Origin of the sequence: Streptomyces sp. NPDC007929, from assembly GCF_042959065.1 — a bacterium.
Lineage (GTDB): Bacteria > Actinomycetota > Actinomycetes > Streptomycetales > Streptomycetaceae > Streptomyces.
Genome location: NZ_JBIBKD010000016.1, coordinates 37,795 through 53,430, shown reverse-complemented (window position 1 = coordinate 53,430; position 15,636 = coordinate 37,795). Strand labels below are relative to the sequence as shown.

Here is a 15,636-nt window from a genome sequence, read left to right as displayed (position 1 = left end):
GCCGCCGGGGTCCTGGCGGACTCTCACACGCCCCCCGCCCACGCCCCCTTCCCCGGTCGCGACCGCGTCCCAGGTCGCTCGGCAGCGACCGGTCGTGGCGATTCCGTTTAGCGTCGTACCACTGGCCTGTTCCCGGCCCTCGACCACTCCTGCGCACAGGTGCGTTGGCCATCCCCGTCGCCCGCCGTGACATTCCGTTTGGGTTTTCGGACCGTCAACCGGAAGACTGCCCCCGTGACGTCCCGTATCCCGCGCGACTCCAGGCTTCGACTCGTCCGCCCGCGACCCCTGGCCGCCGCCCCCCAAGCGATGAACCAGCGGCGCTCGCGCCGCCCCGCGCCGCGCCCTCCACAGGGCACCCCGGCACCGGCGGAGCTGGCCAGAATGGCACGCTCGGTCCTGGCCGACGCGGCCCGCGTCGCCCGCTGGGCCGACGCCGCGCTCGGCCCCGGCCGGGACAGCGGAACCGACGACGGCAAAGCCACCCTCTCCGAGGCGACCGCCGAACGGGCGGCCCGTGACCTGGGCCTGACCTCGGCTCAGGTCAGAGCCGACTGGGACACCGCCCGCCTCGCCGGTCTCATCGAGGTGCACGGCGCCAGCGCCCGCCCCGGCTGGCGGCTGCGCGCCTGGAACCGCGACGACAGCGCCGTGCTGCGCGGCTGGGTCGCCCTCTTCGACGCCTGGTCGCTCGCCCACCCGGAGCCCGCCGAGCACGAGCCCGCCGCCGTCGCCGAGGTCGTCTCCGCCATGCCGCAGGCGCTCTCCTTCCTCCAGCTGTCCGCCGGGCCCGTCCCCGTGGAGCAGCTCCTGGACCTCCTGGAGCAGCGCGTCACCGAGCTGCGCACCGCCCGCTGCGAGATCCCCTACGGCCCCCAGCCCGAGCCGCCGGCCGAACCGGAGCACACCGACGCCCCGCTCGCCCCGCTGCTCGACTGGGCCCTGTGCGCCCTCGCCTCCGTCGGCGCCCTCACCTACGGCGACGGCCAGGCCACCCTCACCCCGCTCGGCAGCTGGGCCGTGTGGGTCAAGCTGGAGCAGATCTGCGTCGCCGCGCAGAGCCCCGCCGGGAACATCGAGCAGGCCGCCGAGGACATGCTGCGCGGCTGCGCCCAGCTGCGTCCGAACGCGGCCCGCGCCGAGTACCGCGCCTGGCTGGCCGCCCGCCCCGTCGGCAGCGCCGTCACCGAGCTCCTCGGCGCCGCGCGCGGTGAGGACGCCCTGCTGCGCGGTCTCGCCTTCGAGGCGCTGCGCGTGGTCGGCGCACCCGCCGAGCCGGACGTCCGCGGTGTGCTGGAGGAGCCCACGCTCAGGCCCTACGGGCTGCTGTGGCTGGCCGAGCACGACGGCGCCGACCCCGAGGACGCCCACGAGGTCCTCACCCGCGAGGAGGCCACGTGGCTGTGGGTGGACACCGCGGCCGCCGTCGCCGACCACGGTGAGGCGCCGCTGCTGGTGCGCCACCTGGAGTCCGCGGTGCAGCCGACCGTCCCCATGCTCCTGGACGAGGTACGCGCCGTGGGGCACCCGCGCACCGTGCAGGTCCTGGTCGCCCTCGCCGCCGCCCACCCCGACCCGGCCCTGGCCAAGGCGGTGCGCCGGGCCGCCTTCCAGGTGCACACCGGCGGCAGCTGAATCAAGGGACCTCAGGGCGCCGCGATCTCGGGCGCGTACGTCCCGAAGCTCCACACATTGCCCTCGAGGTCCCGGGCCATGTAGTCCCGCGAGCCGTAGTCCTGGTCCGTCGGGGGCATCAGCACCTCCACGCCGTGGTCGACGGCGTGGCGGTGGTGCCCGTCCACGTCGTCCACCACCACGTACACCCCCGTGGTGCCCGCGCCCTTCATGGCCGCGTCGAACAGGCCGCCCCGGCCCTTGGTGCCGACCATCACCGCGCCGTTGCCCTGCGCCAGCTCGGCGTGCAGCACCGAGCCGTCCTCGCCCTCGTAGACCGACAGCTCCGTGAAACCGAAGGCCTCCGTGAGCTGCCGGATCGCGGCTTTCGCGTCCGTGTACAGCAGCGTCGGAAAGATGCTCGGACGCCCGCCGGACATGCCCGCCATGGCGATCACTTCCTCGTGTCTCGCGGGGGTGTCCCCTCGGTCGAACACCCACCCACCGAACGCAGAAAAACTGCTTGCACGTCCCCGTTAGACTGTCCCCCATGGCCATTCTCCTCGCGCACTAGACGGCGGGAACGTCCTCAGCCGTCCATCCCGCCCCCATATCCGCCCTGGAGTCTGTCCGTGATCTCCGCCTCCGGTATCGAGCTGCGCGCCGGTGCCCGTGTCCTCATCGAAAACGCCTCGTTCCGCATCGCCAAGGGCGACCGCATCGGCCTCGTCGGCCGCAACGGCGCGGGCAAGACCACCCTCACCAAATGCCTGGCCGGTGAGGGCATGCCCGCCGGTGGCGCCATCACGCGCTCCGGTGAGGTCGGCTACCTTCCGCAGGACCCCCGCACCGGCGACCTGGACATTCTTGCCCGCGACCGCATCCTGTCCGCTCGCGGCCTGGACGTGCTGATCCGCAAGATGCGCGACAACGAACAGCGCATCGCCAACGGCCAGGGCGCCACCCGCGAGAAGGCCCTCAAGCAGTACGAGCGCCAGGAGACGGAGTTCCTCACCAAGGGCGGGTACGCCGCCGAGGCCGAGGCCGCCACCATCGCCGCCGCGCTCAACCTGCCCGACCGCGTGCTCGGCCAGCCCCTGCACACCCTCTCCGGCGGTCAGCGCCGCCGTATCGAGCTGGCCCGGATCCTGTTCTCCGACGCGGACACCCTGCTGCTCGACGAGCCCACCAACCACCTCGACGCCGACTCGATCATCTGGCTGCGCGACTACCTCAAGACCTACCGCGGCGGCTTCATCGTGATCTCCCACGACGTCGACCTGGTCGAGACGGTCGTCAACAAGGTGTTCTACCTGGACGCCAACCGCGCCCAGATCGACATCTACAACATGGGCTGGAAGCTCTACCAGCAGCAGCGCGAGGCCGACGAGAAGCGCCGCAAGCGCGAGCGGCAGAACGCCGAGAAGAAGGCCTCCGCGCTGCACTCGCAGGCCGACAAGATGCGCGCCAAGGCCACCAAGACCGTCGCCGCGCAGAACATGGCCCGCCGGGCGGACAAGCTGCTGGCCGGCCTGGAGGCCGAGCGGAAGTCCGACAAGGTCGCCAAGCTGCGCTTCCCCGAGCCCTCCCCGTGCGGCAAGACCCCCCTCATGGCCGAGGGCCTGTCGAAGTCCTACGGCTCGCTGGAGATCTTCACCGACGTCGACCTGGCCATCGACAAGGGCTCCCGCGTCGTCATCCTCGGCCTCAACGGCGCCGGCAAGACGACCCTGCTGCGCCTGCTCGGCGGCGCCGAGAAGCCCGACACCGGCCAGGTCATCGAGGGTCACGGCCTCAAGCTCGGCTACTACGCCCAGGAGCACGAGACCCTCGACCCGGAGCGCACGGTCCTGGAGAACATGCGCTCGGCCGCCCCCGACCTGGACCTGGTCGACGTCCGCAAGACGCTCGGCTCGTTCCTGTTCTCCGGCGACGACGTCGACAAGCCGGCCGGTGTCCTCTCCGGCGGCGAGAAGACCCGTCTGGCCCTCGCCACCCTCGTGGTGTCCTCGGCGAACGTGCTGCTCCTCGACGAGCCGACCAACAACCTCGACCCCGCCAGCCGTGAGGAGATCCTCGGCGCGCTGCGCACCTACAAGGGCGCGGTCGTCCTCGTCACGCACGACGAGGGCGCGGTCGAGGCGCTCCAGCCGGAGCGGATCATCCTGCTGCCCGACGGCGTCGAGGACCTGTGGGGCGCCGACTACGCGGATCTCGTCGCCCTCGCCTGATCGCGTGTCGCATTCCCTTGATCGAATGCGTGATCAACGGCGTATGGATCATTCGGCCTAGCGGTGATCCATCATCTGTGTGAGATCTCCTCGTATCGAGGTGTGTCCTACATCGATTTCGCGGCCGAGCCCCCGATTCTTCCGGGCTCGGCCGCGCCGCCTTTCTGACCTGGCCTTTTCCTCCACCATCCGTTCGGATGTACGGACGCCGTTCTTCGGAATTCGGCATTCCGCATGTGGGGACGCGCTCCCGTCGTCACAACCTTGTCTCACGGACCTTGCCGAATGGGTGGCCATGACGGCCCGGAGGGGTGATCATGAGGAGACCAGAGCGCACTTCCCATGAGGAGGCACGGGTGGCCGAGACTCTGAAGAAGGGCAGCCGGGTGACCGGCGCCGCGCGCGACAAGCTCGCGGCAGACCTGAAGAAGAAGTACGACGCCGGTGCGAGCATCCGGGCGTTGGCCGAGGAGACCGGCCGCTCGTATGGCTTTGTGCACCGCATGCTCAGTGAGTCGGGCGTCACGCTGCGAGGGCGTGGCGGGGCGACCCGGGGCAAGAAGGCCACGGCCTGACCCCGGGTGGCCCCTCGGCTTCGATGGTGGCCACCCGGTCGGTCGACTGATCGGCCGGGTGGTTACTGTGCAGTCACTTAAGCGTGGCCTGCCGCGGCGGTGCAGCCGTCGCGGGGCGCGCATGACGACCGCACACATCGGAGGCGTCCCATGGCTTCGTCCGACCAGGACCTCGTTCCCGTACTCGACAAGGACGGCGTACGGCTCACCGTCGACGACGCGATCGCCACGGTGACGCTGGCCAACCCGGCCAAGCGCAACGCGCAGAGCCCCGCTCTGTGGCGGGCGCTGACCGAGGCCGGGCGGCAGCTGCCGGGCACCGTCCGGGTCGTGGTGCTGCGGGCCGAGGGCAAGTCCTTCTCGGCCGGGCTCGACCGGCAGGCGTTCACGCCCGAGGGCTTCGACGGCGAACCGTCGTTCGTCGACCTCGCGCGCGGCGCCGACGCCGAGTTGGACGCGACCATCGCCGAATACCAGGAGGCGTTCACCTGGTGGCGGCGCAGCGACCTCGTCTCCGTCGCCGCTGTCCAGGGACATGCCATCGGGGCGGGCTTCCAGCTCGCCCTCGCCTGCGACCTGCGCGTCGTCGCCGACGACGTGCAGTTCGCCATGCGCGAGACCAGCCTCGGACTCGTGCCCGATCTGACGGGCACGCATCCGCTGGTCGGACTCGTCGGATACGCCCGCGCGCTGGAGATCTGCGTGACCGGGCGCTTCGTCACGGCCGAGGAGGCCGTGAACACCGGTCTGGCGAACCTCGCCGTGCCCGCCGGGCAGCTCGACGACGCCGTGCGCGACCTCGCGTCGGCCGTCCTCGCCGCGCCCCGCGACGCGGTCGTCGAGACCAAGGCGCTGCTGCGCGGCGCCCAGGACCGCACCTACGAGGAGCAGCGCCAGGCCGAGCGCCAGTCCCAGGCCCGCCGCCTGCGCGACCTCGCCGGCGTCGGGGACTGACGGGCCCTCCGAGGACCGCCGGTCCGGCCGGTGGAGGGCGCGGTCAGCCGATCGCGCTCACCACGACCGCCACCGTCGGATGGTCCGACAGGGTCCGCCTGACCGCCGTCCGGACCTCGCGGGCCACATCCCGGGCCCGCCCGTCCGCGCCCACCGCCAGCTCCAGCCGGACATGGCGGTGCGGCAGCGCCGCGCCCTCGGGGAACAGCAGCTCGATGTGCACGGGGTGGCCCAGCGTGCCGGTCAGATGGCGGACCCCCGGGACGCCGAGCGCGGCGGCGGCCACCCGGGCCTCGTCCTCGCCCTCGGCCCGCGTGTCGGCCGGGGGCTCGGGAACGGCGACGGCGGGTCCGCCCTCCGCGGGCCCCTCGTCGTCCAGCAGCCCCGTCACCAGCAGGTCCACCTCCGTCACCGTCAGCCCGAGCCGCCGGTCCGCCGCGGTCGCCAGCGCCTGCCTCAGCGCCGACGCCGTCGCCGTCAGGGGCCGCGCGGCCGTGGCCGCGAACTCCGCCGTCACCCGCAGCGGCCCGGGCGGCAGAGCGCTCGGCGGCGCCGGTACGGCCGGCTCCCCAGTGTCCTCCGGGTCGGCGACCGCGACCCGGAGCGCGTCGAGGCGCACACCCGGCGCGTCCGACGCCGCGCTCCGCAGCACCGCCTCGGCTGCCCGCTCCGCGATCCACGCGCCGTCCCGCGCGTCACCCAGCGGCAGAAGCCTGCCGATTCCCAGCTGATGTCTCACTGCCCGCGTCCATCGGTCGGCCGTCATTCCTCCAGCCTGCCGCATCAGAGGCGCGCTCTCGCGCAACCGTGCTTAACGTGGTCCAGAGACGACGACCGAAAAGGACGTACGGCGATGACTGACATGACCGACAACCGCGGCGGGGAGTCCGAATCAGCGGCGGCGCGCAGGAGTCCGCTGGTCAAGCGCGGGGGAGGAGACCCGGGCTCCCGCGGCCGGACGACCATCGCGGACGGCGTCGTGGAGAAGATCGCGGGGCTCGCCGCCCGCGACGTCGACGGCGTGCACGCCATGGGCAGCGGCCTGTCCCGTACCTTCGGCGCCGTGCGCGACCGGGTGCCCGGCGGCGCCAAGTCCGTGACACGCGGGGTGAAGGCCGAGGTCGGCGAGGTGCAGGCGGCCCTCGACCTGGAGATCGTCGTGGAGTACGGCGTGTCGATCGCCGATGTGGCACGCGGCGTCCGGGAGAACGTCATCACCGCCGTCGAGCGGATGACCGGCCTGGAGGTCGTCGAGGTCAACATCGCGGTGAGCGACGTGAAGCTGCCGGACGAGGAGGAAGAGGAACCGGAGCGCCGGATCCAGTGAGCACGGGCCATCGGACACCACAGCGGCTGAGGAGCTGAGACGCGCATGAGCATGGCCGTGGTCGGCATGATCGCCGGCATGGCGCTGGCCTTCGCCGGATACTTCGGCGGATTCGGTGCCTTCGTGCTGGTGGCGGCATTGGGCGCCGTCGGCTTCGTCGTCGGCCGGTTCCTGGACGGGGACATGGACTTCGGCGAGTTCTTCCATGTCCGTGAACGGCGGCGGTGACGCCGATGAGCACGGGGGCCGGTGAGCTCGACAGACCCCTGGCGGCCGTCCCGCCCGGCGAGCGCGGCGCGACCCGGATCGCCGACCGGGTCGTCGCGAAGATCGCCTCCCAGGCGGCCCGCGAGGCCGTCGGTACGCTGCCGCCCGGCGCCGGGCGGCCGTCCGCGTCCGTCGCCGTCCACCACGAGGTGGCCCATGTCAGGGTCGACGTCGAACTCGACTACCCCTGCGACGTCGGCGCCCGCTGCCGCACCGTGCGCCGCCAAGTCGTCGAGCGGGTGGGCGACCTGGTGGGAATGCAGGTGCCGGAGGTCGTCGTCCACGTGGAGCGGCTGCACCTGACCGCGGCGCACGGCACGGGACAGGGGAGGACGCGTTGAGCGAACCCCGCGACGAGGAACAGCCCGCCGAGGGCGCCACCCAGCGGCTGCCCGTCCTCGACCAGCAGCAGCGCGACGACGGCGACGCGGCCGACCGGTCCGATTCCCCGGCCGCCCACGAACCACCGCCCGCCGCACCCGAGGACGAGGGTGAACCCGAGGGCCGCTTCTGGTCGGCACGGCGCGTCCCCGCCGGCATCGTCGCCCTGCTGCTCCTGGGCCTCACCGGGCTGTTCCTCTACGACATCGTCTCCGTACGCGCCGGCCGGCCCGGCATGTACTGGCGCCGGGAACTGGCCGACCAGCTCGCCGAACGGCCCCTGGACGACACCTGGGTCCTCGTCGGCGCCGGGGTCACCGCGGTCCTCGGCCTCTGGCTGCTGATCCTGGCCGCCACACCCGGCCTGCGCGACGTGCTCCCGATGCGGCGCAGGCACACCGGCGTGCGCGCCGGACTGCACCGGGACGCCGCCGCCACCGCGTTGCGGGACCGGGCCATGGAAGTGGCCGGTGTGCAGGCGGCATGGGTACGGGTGCGCCGCAGGCGGGCGGACGTGCGCGCCGTGTCGCACTTCCGTGAACTGGACGACGTACACACCGAGCTGGACGAGGTGCTCGCCGACGCGGTCCGCGGCCTGGGGCTGTCCCGGCCGCCCTCGCTGTCGGTGCGCGTCCGGCGGCCCGGCCGAAAGGGGTGAGGGCGGTGCTCGGCATCGTCAACCGCGTGTTCCTCGGCCTGGTCGGCTTGGTCCTGCTGGTGCTCGGGGGCTCCGTGCTGGCCGTCGGCCTCGGCGCCCCGGTGCCCTCGTGGTGGATCCACGACAGCAGACACGACGTGCTGCTGAGCGACGCCGAGCGCACCCGCTGGCGCGACGACGGCTGGTGGTGGCCGGTCGTCATCGCCGCCCTCGCGGTTCTGCTGCTGCTCGCCCTGTGGTGGCTCGTCGCGGTACTGCGCCGGCGTCGCCTGGCCGAGGTCCTCGTCGACACCGGCGACGGCGAGGGCGCGCTCCTGCGCGGCCGGGCCCTGGAGAACGTCCTCACCGAGGAGGCCGCCCACATCGACGGCGTCGGCGGAGCCCAGGCGCACCTCAAAGGCCGTCGCACCACCCCCGAGGCCCATGTACGGCTCGCACTGGAGCCGCACGTGGACCCGGGGACGGTACTGGCCGACTTCACCACCGGCCCCCTCGCCCACGCCAGGACGTCGGCGGGCCTCGCCGCACTCCCGGCGGAGGTGCGGCTCAAGGGCGTCAAGCACGGCGCCGAACGGGTGAGTTGAGGACCCCGCGCCACCCCTCGCGCGGACCGTTCAGAAGCCGTGCCGCGCGCCACCGTCGACCGGCACCATGACCCCGGTCAGATAGGAAGCCGCGGGCGACATCAGGAACGCCGCCACCCGGCCGAACTCCTCCGGTGCCCCGTACCGGCGCAGCGGGATCCGCGACTCCGACGCCGCCCGGGTCGCCTCGGGGTCCGCCGACAGCGCGTCCAGCTGCCGCACCCGGTCGGTGTCGATCCGCCCGGGCAGGACACCGACCACCCGGATGCCGCGCGGACCCAGCTCGTCGGAGAGCGACTTGGCGAACCCGGCCAGCCCCGGCCGCAGCCCGTTGGAGATGGTCAGCCCCGGGATCGGCTCGTAGACCGACCCGGACAGCACGAACCCGATGACACCACCGGCCTCCATCTCGGCGGCGGCGGCGCGGGCCAGCCGTACCGCGCCGAGGAACACCGACTCGAACGCCGTCTGCCACTGGTCGTCCGTGTTGTCCGCGACGAACCCGGCCGGGGGGCCGCCCACGCTGACGAGCACGCCGTTGAAGCGGCCGAAGTTCTCCCGCGCGGCCGCGATCAGCCGGGCCGCGGCCTGCGGGTCGGCGTTGTCGACGGCGACGCCGACCGCGTTCGGTCCCAGCTCGGCCGCCGCTTCGGCGACGGTCTTCGCGTCCCGTCCCGAGACGACCACCTTCGCGCCGTCCGCGACGAGCGCACGCGCGGTGGCGTTGCCGAGGCCGCGCGTGGCCCCGGTGACGACGTACACCCGGTCCTTCAGTCCAAGATCCATGGTCCCTATCCTGCCCCGTCCCCACCGAACAGGGCGAGGGCCGTGTTCACCAGCCCGATGTGGCTGAACGCCTGCGGGAAGTTGCCGAGGTGCCGGCCCGTCACCGGGTCGAACTCCTCCGACAGCAGCCCGACGTCGTTGGCGAGCCCCGCCAGCCGCTCGAACAGCTCGCGGGCCTCCTTCGTGCGACCCGTCATGTGCAGGGCGTCGGCGAGCCAGTACGAGCACACCAGGAAGGCGCCCTCGCCGCCGGGCAGCCCGTCGACGTCCGCGTCATCCGTGCTGTAGCGGCGCAGGAAGCCGCCGTGGGCCAGCTCCTCGCGGACCGCGTCGATCGTGCCGATCACCCGCGGATCGTCCGGGGGCAGAAATCCCACGCGTGGGATGAGCAGCAGCGCGGCGTCCAGCTCGCGCGAGCCGTAGGACTGCGTGAAGGTGTTGCGTTCGGGGTCGTAGCCCTTCTCGCACACCTCCCGGTGCACCTCGTCGCGCAGCGCGCGCCAGCCGTCGAAGTCGCCGTCCAGCTCCGGATGGAGCTCCAGGGTGCGCACGGCCCGGTCGACGGCCACCCACACCATCACCTTGGAGTGCACGAACTGGCGCCGGCCGCCGCGCACCTCCCACAGCCCCTCGTCCGGCTGCTGCCAGTGGGTGCGCAGGAAGTCCATCAGGGCCGTCTGCAACGCCCACACGTCCGGCTGCGGCGACAGGCCCGACTCGCGGGCCAGCGACAGCGAGTCCATGACCTCGCCGTAGACGTCCAGCTGGAGCTGTTTCACGGCGTCGTTGCCGATGCGGACGGGGGCGGAGCCGACGAATCCGGAGAGCCACGGCAGCTCGAACTCGGGCAGCCGTCGCTCGCCCGCCACGCCGTACATGATCTGCAGGTCCGCCGGGTCGCCGGCGACCGCGCGCAGCAGCCAGTTGCGCCAGGCCTCCGCCTCCTCCTGGTAGCCCGCGGCGAGGAGCGCGTTCAGGGTGAGGGTGGAGTCGCGCAGCCAGCAGTAGCGGTAGTCCCAGTTGCGCACCCCGCCCGGTTCCTCGGGCAGCGAGGTGGTGGCGGCGGCGACGATGCCGCCCGTCGGGGCGTAGGTGAGGGCCTTGAGGGTGATCAGGGAGCGGACGACGGCGTCCCGGTACGGTCCGTCGTAGCGGCAGCGGGAGACCCAGGCCCTCCAGTCCTCCACGCTGTTGCGCAGCGCGTCGTACGGGTCGACGAGCGGTGGGCGCGGCTCGTGGGAGGGGTGCCAGGTGAGGACGAACGCGACCTTCTCGCCCTTCTTGACGGTGAACTCCGCGTGCGTGCCGTAGTCCTCGCCCCAGCTGGTCACCTCCGGCTCGCTGCGCAGCCAGGTCGAGTCCGGGCCGGCGACGGCGACGCGGTGGCCGTCGGCCCGGCGCACCCACGGAATGATCGAGCCGTAGTCGAAGCGCAGCTTGAGGACGCTGTGCAGTGTCACCTCGCCGTCGAGGCCCTCGACGACGCGTACGAGGTCGGGCGCGCGGTCGCGTTGGGGCATCAGGTCGGTGACCCGGACGGCTCCCCGCTCCGTCTCCCACTCGGTGTCCAGGACGAGGGTGTCGGGGCGGTAGGAGCGCCGGGTGCAGCGGTCCGCGCCCACGGGGGCGATGCGCCAGTAGCCGTTGTCCTCGTCACCGAGCATCCTGGCGAAGCAGGCGGCCGAGTCGAAGCGGGGCAGGCACAGCCAGTCGACGGATCCGTCCGTACCGACCAGGGCCGCGGTCTGCTCGTCGCCGATGAGCGCGTAGTCCTCGATGCTGGGGTGCACGGAGTGCGGGTTCCCGGCAACTCGGCGTGGCAATCAGGGCGGGGGCCGGGGGAGTGATGCGCCCCGGCCGGCGTCGTGCCGGCTCTACACCGCCGCCGGTTCGGCCTCGCTCGGGTCGGCCGCCTCGGCCGCCTTCTGGGCCCGGTCCCTGGCCTCGCGGCGGGCCAGCACCGTCCAGCCGACCGGGACGGCCGCGGCGAACAGCCACCACTGGATGGCGTACGCGTAGTTCAGCGCCGCGTCCTCCTTGCCCGGGTTGCCCATCAGCTCGGGGGTGTCGCCCTTGGGCTCGGGGGAGATCTGGGCGATGTAGCCGCCGAGCACCCGGGCGTCCAGGCGCCGGGCCTGCTGCTCGCTGTTGATCAGCATGATCTGCCGGTCGGGCAGGCCTTCGAGGTTCTTGATGCCGCTCGTCGCGGTCGTCTCGTCGGGCATCAGCCGCCCCTTGACGGTGACCTCGCCGCCCGGCGGTGCCGGGATCTTCGGGAACGTGGTCTGGCTCGGACCGTCGGAGGGGATCCAGCCGCGGTTGACCAGCAGCACCTTGCCGTCCTTCAGGACGAACGGGGTCAGCACGTGGTAGCCGACCTCGTCGTCGGCGTTGGTGCGGCGCCGGACGACGACCTCGTTCGCCGTGTCGAAGCGGCCCTTCGCCGTCACCGTGCGGTAGCGCTCGGCGCTGGTCACGGTGTGCCCGGGCGCCGTCAGCCGCTCCACGGGCACCGGCTCGGCCGCCAGCGCGTCGGTGACCAGCTGGTTCCGGGCGGTGCGCTCCTCGTAGCGATGCATCTGCCAGATGCCCAGCCTGATCATCGTGGGGATGAGAAGCAGGGCGATCAGCGTGAGGATCACCCACTGCCGGGACATCAGGAAGCGGTACACCCCACGACCGTACAACTCGGTCGTGGGGTGCATTCAGGCGGGTACGGGGTCACACCTTGTCGACGATCCCTGCCTTTCCCTCCGCGCGGGCGCAGTGAGCGCCGCAGTACCAGTGGCCCTCGACCTCGACGCCCTGGCCGATGATCTGCACCCGGCAGTGCTCGCAGATGGGGGCCATACGGTGGATCGCGCAGGAGAAGCAGTCGAAGACGTGCACCGCGCCCTGCGCGTGCACCTCGAAGGTCATTCCGTACTGATTGCCACATACCTCACAGGTCGCCATGCGCCACAGGGTGGGCCGTCGCCCCCGCGCGGGCGAGCGGGCGCCGGGCGAGTCGCCCGGCAATCACCCGTCCGTACGGTCACCCCTGCGACGCCGGCTCCACATCCGCCAGCAGTTGCCCGAACGCCGCCTCGTCCACGACCGGCGTGCCGAACTGCCGGGCCTTGACGACCTTGGAGGTGCCCGAGTCCGGGTCGTTGGTCACGAGCAGGCTGGTGAGCCGGGACAGGCTGGTGGCCACATGCAGCCCGGCCTCGGTCGCGCGGTCCTCCAGCAGGTCCCGCTCGGTGGAGGTGTCGCCGGAGAAGGCGACCCGCATGCCCTGCTTGAGCCGCCCGCCCGGCTCGTACCGCCCGGGGTTGGGGTAGGGGCAGGCGGGGCGCTTGCGGGACGGGCGCCAGCTGCTCGGTCGGTAGCTGCCGTAGCCTCCCGGGCCCGCCTGCTGCCCGATGCGGGGCGCGGCGGGGCGGTCCGTCCACTCGGTCAGCGGCCGGCACTCGTGCAGCGGCAGCCGTACGTTCTTCGCCGCCGCGGCCCGCAGGCTCGGGCGGAACGCCTCCGCCAGTACGCGTGCGTCGTCCAGAGCGTGGTGCGCCCGCTGCTGGACGACGCCGAAGTGCGCGGCGAGGGACTCCAGCTTGTGGTTGGGCAGCGGCAGCCCGAGCTCCTTGGAGAGCGCGATGGTGCACAGCCGCTGCCGCACCGGCGCCTCGCGCTCGGCGCGTGCGTACTCCCGGGCGATCATCTGCCAGTCGAAGACGGCGTTGTGCGCGACGAGCACCCGGCCGTCCAGCCGGGCGGTGAACTCCTCGGCGATGTCAGGGAAGAGGGGCGCCCCCTCCAGCGCCTCGCTCGTCAGCCCGTGGATCCACACCGGTCCCGGGTCGCGCTCGGGGTTGACGGTTGTGTACCAGTGGTCCTCGACGTCGCCGCGCTCATCCAGCCGGTAGACCGCCGCGGAGATGATGCGGTCGTCCCGGGCCAGGCCCGTGGTCTCCACGTCAACGACCGCGTACCCCTTGGGATACGCGGCCGGCCACGGCGTGGCGGAGAACACTGCGGTCGTGAGGTCTTCCAGCATGGTTCCTGAGGATACGGGCCGCGACTGACAGCTCCGTCCGCCAGGTGCGTCCTCCGGGATTGTCCGACGCCCCCTCAGGTGTGTTGTCCGGTCTGTCCCTTCACGGGGCGTACGTCTGATCGATACTCAGTCGATCAGGTGTACGTCTCGCCCGGCGGCGTCCCGCTTCGTCCCGTATCGGATTGGCGGAGACCGCCAAGAAGCAAGCGCGTACCGCCGGTCATACTTGTCGGTAACAACGTCTGGCCGGGGCCGGGGCGCCGGTCCTACGGTGCTTGCATGCCGAACCTGCCCGACGTCGTGCTGTGGTCCATCCCCGCCTTCGTGCTGCTCGCCGCGGTCGAGATGGTGAGCTACCGCTTCCATCCCGACGAGGACGAGCAGGGCTACGAGGCCAAGGACGCCGCGACCAGCGTCGGCATGGGGCTCGGCAGCCTCTTCTTCGACTTCCTCTGGAAGATCCCGATCCTGGCGATCTACACCGCCCTGTACGAACTCACCCCGCTGCGCGTGCCCGTGCTGTGGTGGACCGTCCCGCTGATGCTGCTCGGACAGGACTTCCTCTACTACTGGTCCCACCGTGGCCACCACGTCGTCCGCATCCTGTGGGCCAGTCATGTCGTCCACCACTCCAGCCGGAGGTTCAATCTCACCACCGCGCTGCGCCAGCCCTGGACGTCCCTGACCGTGTGGCCGTTCTACGTTCCTCTCGTCATCGCCGGTGTCCACCCCGCCGCGCTGGCGTTCTGCTCCTCCGCGAGCCTCGTCTACCAGTTCTGGATCCACACCGAGCGCATCGACCGGATGCCCCGCTGGTTCGAGTTCGTCTTCAACACGCCCTCCCACCACCGCGTCCACCACGCCTCGCAGGGCAGTTACCTGGACCGCAACTTCGGCGGCATCCTCATCGTCTGGGACCGGCTGTTCGGCTCGTTCGCCGCCGAGACCGAACGGCCCCGCTACGGACTGACCAAGAACATCGACACCTACAACCTGCTCAAGGTCGCCACCCACGAGTACGTGTCCATCGCCAAGGACCTGAGAACGGCGCGGAGTTGGCGCGAGCGGGCGGGGCGCGTGTTCCGCGGCCCGGGCTGGGGCCCAGGCACACCGGCGACACCGGCTCCGCCGCCCCCCGCCGTTCCGGCGCCGCCGCCACCCGCCGTTCCGGCTCCGCCGACTGCTCCCGCGCACGCGCCCCTGGCCGCACCCGTCGCCGCGCCCTCGCCCGCGCCCGGGCCCGCGCTCGTCGCCGAGCGTGCGCCCGTTCCCGGACCCACATCCACCGCTGGGTCGGCGCCCGTTCCTGCGCCCGGCTCCGCTGCCGCGCCCGGGCCCGTTCCCGCGTCCGGACTCGCGCCCGCACCTGTCGCCGAGCCCGCGCTCGCATCCGTTGCCAAGTCCGGGTCCGCGCCCGGACCCGCCCCCGCACCTGTCGCCGAGCCCGCGCCCGTTCCCGCCCCCGCATCCGTCGCCGACTCCGGGCCCGTTCCCGGGTCCGCTCCCGCGTCCGCTCCCGCCGCCGAGAGTGCCTCGGCGTGAGTCGCTCGCGACTCCTCCTGGTCGCCTTCGGTCTCGCCGCCGCCGGCGACCTCGGCTGCCTCGCGGCCGGGTTCGACGCCGGGCACGCCGTCGTCAAGCCCCTGCTGATGCCGCTCCTGGCGCTGTGGGCTGCCCTGCGCGAGGCGCCCCGGCCGCTCCTGGCAGCCCTGCTGTTCGGCTGGGGCGGAGACGTCCTGCTGCTGTCGGACGCCGAGCCGGCCTTCCTCGCGGGCATGGCCTCCTTCGCGGCGGGACACGTCTGCTACCTCGTGCTGTTCGCGAGGCACGGCAGCCGCGACGCGGTCCCACGCGCGCGTGCGGGCGTCCTGGCCCTCGGCTACGCCACCGCCCTGTGCACGACCGTCGCGCTGCTGTGGCCGGACCTGCCCCCCGGCCTGCGTGTGCCCGTCGCCGGGTACAGCCTCCTGCTCACCGTCATGGCCTACCGGTCCGCCACCCGGCTCGGTCTCTTCGCCGGGTGCGGCGGGGCGTTGTTCCTGCTGTCCGACACCCTCATCGCGACCGGCGTCGCCGAGTGGCCGCAACCGCCCGGCCCGGACGTCTGGGTCATGCTCACCTACATCGCCGCGCAGGCCCTGCTGGCCGGTGGCACCGTCGGGGCGCTCGACGCACGCAGGGCACCGGCCGCGACGTACGGGGAGATGCGCGCCGTCTGAGAAC

17 protein-coding genes and 1 pseudogene are annotated in these 15,636 nt (G+C 72.6%); 11 read left to right on the top strand and 7 right to left on the bottom strand.

Annotation, left to right across the window (positions count from 1 at the left end; all coding sequences use genetic code 11):
- The first annotated feature begins 234 nt into the window (after positions 1 to 234).
- Entirely contained in the window at positions 235 to 1,635 is a 1,401-nt protein-coding gene (locus ACFZDE_RS36330) for a hypothetical protein (protein ID WP_391210345.1), read from the top strand.
- Between the two features lie 11 nt (positions 1,636 to 1,646).
- On the opposite strand, the gene ACFZDE_RS36325 is transcribed toward ACFZDE_RS36330, so the two are convergent.
- Positions 1,647 to 2,063: a VOC family protein gene (locus ACFZDE_RS36325; RefSeq protein WP_391211082.1), complete on the bottom strand. Its 417-nt coding sequence runs from the start codon at positions 2,061 to 2,063 to the stop codon at positions 1,647 to 1,649.
- A gap of 183 nt (positions 2,064 to 2,246) precedes the next feature.
- On the opposite strand from ACFZDE_RS36325, the gene ACFZDE_RS36320 reads away from it, so the two are divergent.
- The 3 genes from ACFZDE_RS36320 to ACFZDE_RS36310 all read left to right on the top strand — a co-directional run bounded on the left by ACFZDE_RS36320 (position 2,247) and on the right by ACFZDE_RS36310 (position 5,374).
- Positions 2,247 to 3,845 (top strand): ATP-binding cassette domain-containing protein, encoded by a 1,599-nt coding sequence (locus ACFZDE_RS36320; RefSeq protein WP_391005545.1) that lies wholly within the window; start codon positions 2,247 to 2,249, stop codon positions 3,843 to 3,845.
- 356 nt (positions 3,846 to 4,201) lie between these two features.
- Positions 4,202 to 4,420: a helix-turn-helix domain-containing protein gene (locus tag ACFZDE_RS36315; protein ID WP_010037790.1), complete on the top strand. Its 219-nt coding sequence runs from the start codon at positions 4,202 to 4,204 to the stop codon at positions 4,418 to 4,420.
- A gap of 150 nt (positions 4,421 to 4,570) precedes the next feature.
- Positions 4,571 to 5,374 (top strand): enoyl-CoA hydratase-related protein, encoded by an 804-nt coding sequence (locus ACFZDE_RS36310; protein WP_391210331.1) that lies wholly within the window; start codon positions 4,571 to 4,573, stop codon positions 5,372 to 5,374.
- Positions 5,375 to 5,417: 43 nt separating this feature from the next.
- Here the strand turns inward: ACFZDE_RS36310 and ACFZDE_RS36305 are convergent, their stop codons facing one another.
- Positions 5,418 to 6,140 (bottom strand): nucleopolyhedrovirus P10 family protein, encoded by a 723-nt coding sequence (locus ACFZDE_RS36305; RefSeq protein ID WP_391210324.1) that lies wholly within the window; start codon positions 6,138 to 6,140, stop codon positions 5,418 to 5,420.
- Positions 6,141 to 6,227: 87 nt separating this feature from the next.
- On the opposite strand from ACFZDE_RS36305, the gene ACFZDE_RS36300 reads away from it, so the two are divergent.
- From ACFZDE_RS36300 to amaP, 5 genes are read left to right on the top strand one after another with little or no spacing between them, the layout of a single operon-like run.
- On the top strand, positions 6,228 to 6,701 hold the full coding sequence (locus tag ACFZDE_RS36300) for an Asp23/Gls24 family envelope stress response protein (protein ID WP_391005551.1): 474 nt from the start codon (positions 6,228 to 6,230) through the stop codon (positions 6,699 to 6,701).
- A 45-nt stretch (positions 6,702 to 6,746) separates the two neighbouring features.
- Positions 6,747 to 6,929 (top strand): hypothetical protein, encoded by a 183-nt coding sequence (locus ACFZDE_RS36295; protein WP_190897755.1) that lies wholly within the window; start codon positions 6,747 to 6,749, stop codon positions 6,927 to 6,929.
- 5 nt (positions 6,930 to 6,934) lie between these two features.
- Entirely contained in the window at positions 6,935 to 7,309 is a 375-nt protein-coding gene (locus ACFZDE_RS36290) for an Asp23/Gls24 family envelope stress response protein (protein ID WP_391005554.1), read from the top strand.
- On the top strand, positions 7,306 to 8,007 hold the full coding sequence (locus ACFZDE_RS36285; protein ID WP_391005556.1) for a DUF6286 domain-containing protein: 702 nt from the start codon (positions 7,306 to 7,308) through the stop codon (positions 8,005 to 8,007). Before ACFZDE_RS36290 ends, ACFZDE_RS36285 begins: the two co-directional genes overlap by 4 nt.
- Complete coding sequence (gene amaP, locus ACFZDE_RS36280; protein ID WP_391005558.1) at positions 8,004 to 8,591, top strand: alkaline shock response membrane anchor protein AmaP; 588 nt, start codon at positions 8,004 to 8,006, stop codon at positions 8,589 to 8,591. The genes ACFZDE_RS36285 and amaP overlap by 4 nt, the downstream gene beginning before the upstream one ends.
- A gap of 30 nt (positions 8,592 to 8,621) precedes the next feature.
- Here amaP and ACFZDE_RS36275 read toward each other — a convergent pair whose 3' ends face one another.
- The 5 genes from ACFZDE_RS36275 to ACFZDE_RS36255 all read right to left on the bottom strand — a co-directional run bounded on the left by ACFZDE_RS36275 (position 8,622) and on the right by ACFZDE_RS36255 (position 13,413).
- Positions 8,622 to 9,377 carry an SDR family oxidoreductase gene (locus ACFZDE_RS36275; protein ID WP_391210306.1) on the bottom strand — a complete coding sequence of 252 codons (756 nt, stop codon included), beginning with the start codon at positions 9,375 to 9,377 and terminating at the stop codon, positions 8,622 to 8,624.
- 5 nt (positions 9,378 to 9,382) lie between these two features.
- The gene (locus ACFZDE_RS36270) at positions 9,383 to 11,167 is read right to left on the bottom strand and encodes a glycoside hydrolase family 15 protein (protein ID WP_391210300.1); all 1,785 of its coding nucleotides are present in this window, start codon (positions 11,165 to 11,167) and stop codon (positions 9,383 to 9,385) included.
- A gap of 84 nt (positions 11,168 to 11,251) precedes the next feature.
- Positions 11,252 to 12,049 carry an SURF1 family cytochrome oxidase biogenesis protein gene (locus tag ACFZDE_RS36265; protein ID WP_391210294.1) on the bottom strand — a complete coding sequence of 266 codons (798 nt, stop codon included), beginning with the start codon at positions 12,047 to 12,049 and terminating at the stop codon, positions 11,252 to 11,254.
- A gap of 49 nt (positions 12,050 to 12,098) precedes the next feature.
- A complete protein-coding gene (locus ACFZDE_RS36260; RefSeq protein WP_078615365.1) occupies positions 12,099 to 12,332 on the bottom strand; it encodes a hypothetical protein in 234 nt (77 codons plus the stop codon).
- A gap of 79 nt (positions 12,333 to 12,411) precedes the next feature.
- Positions 12,412 to 13,413, bottom strand: a complete 1,002-nt coding sequence (locus ACFZDE_RS36255; RefSeq protein WP_391210289.1) for a DEDDh family exonuclease — start codon at positions 13,411 to 13,413, stop codon at positions 12,412 to 12,414.
- A 279-nt stretch (positions 13,414 to 13,692) separates the two neighbouring features.
- Here ACFZDE_RS36255 and ACFZDE_RS36250 point away from each other — a divergent pair.
- Positions 13,693 to 14,541: pseudogene (locus ACFZDE_RS36250) on the top strand (sterol desaturase family protein); the annotation flags it as partial.
- Between the two features lie 410 nt (positions 14,542 to 14,951).
- Positions 14,952 to 15,632: a lysoplasmalogenase family protein gene (locus ACFZDE_RS36245; protein ID WP_391210285.1), complete on the top strand. Its 681-nt coding sequence runs from the start codon at positions 14,952 to 14,954 to the stop codon at positions 15,630 to 15,632.
- The last annotated feature ends 4 nt before the right edge of the window (positions 15,633 to 15,636 follow it).

Coding starts and splice junctions, on each gene's coding strand:
- ACFZDE_RS36325 (WP_391211082.1), bottom strand. CDS start 2,063: ATGGCGGGCATGTCCGGCGGGCGTCCGAGCATCTTTCCGACGCTGCTG.
- ACFZDE_RS36310 (WP_391210331.1), top strand. CDS start 4,571: ATGGCTTCGTCCGACCAGGACCTCGTTCCCGTACTCGACAAGGACGGC.
- ACFZDE_RS36305 (WP_391210324.1), bottom strand. CDS start 6,140: ATGACGGCCGACCGATGGACGCGGGCAGTGAGACATCAGCTGGGAATC.
- ACFZDE_RS36300 (WP_391005551.1), top strand. CDS start 6,228: ATGACTGACATGACCGACAACCGCGGCGGGGAGTCCGAATCAGCGGCG.
- ACFZDE_RS36295 (WP_190897755.1), top strand. CDS start 6,747: ATGAGCATGGCCGTGGTCGGCATGATCGCCGGCATGGCGCTGGCCTTC.
- ACFZDE_RS36290 (WP_391005554.1), top strand. CDS start 6,935: ATGAGCACGGGGGCCGGTGAGCTCGACAGACCCCTGGCGGCCGTCCCG.
- ACFZDE_RS36275 (WP_391210306.1), bottom strand. CDS start 9,377: ATGGATCTTGGACTGAAGGACCGGGTGTACGTCGTCACCGGGGCCACG.
- ACFZDE_RS36260 (WP_078615365.1), bottom strand. CDS start 12,332: ATGGCGACCTGTGAGGTATGTGGCAATCAGTACGGAATGACCTTCGAG.
- ACFZDE_RS36255 (WP_391210289.1), bottom strand. CDS start 13,413: ATGCTGGAAGACCTCACGACCGCAGTGTTCTCCGCCACGCCGTGGCCG.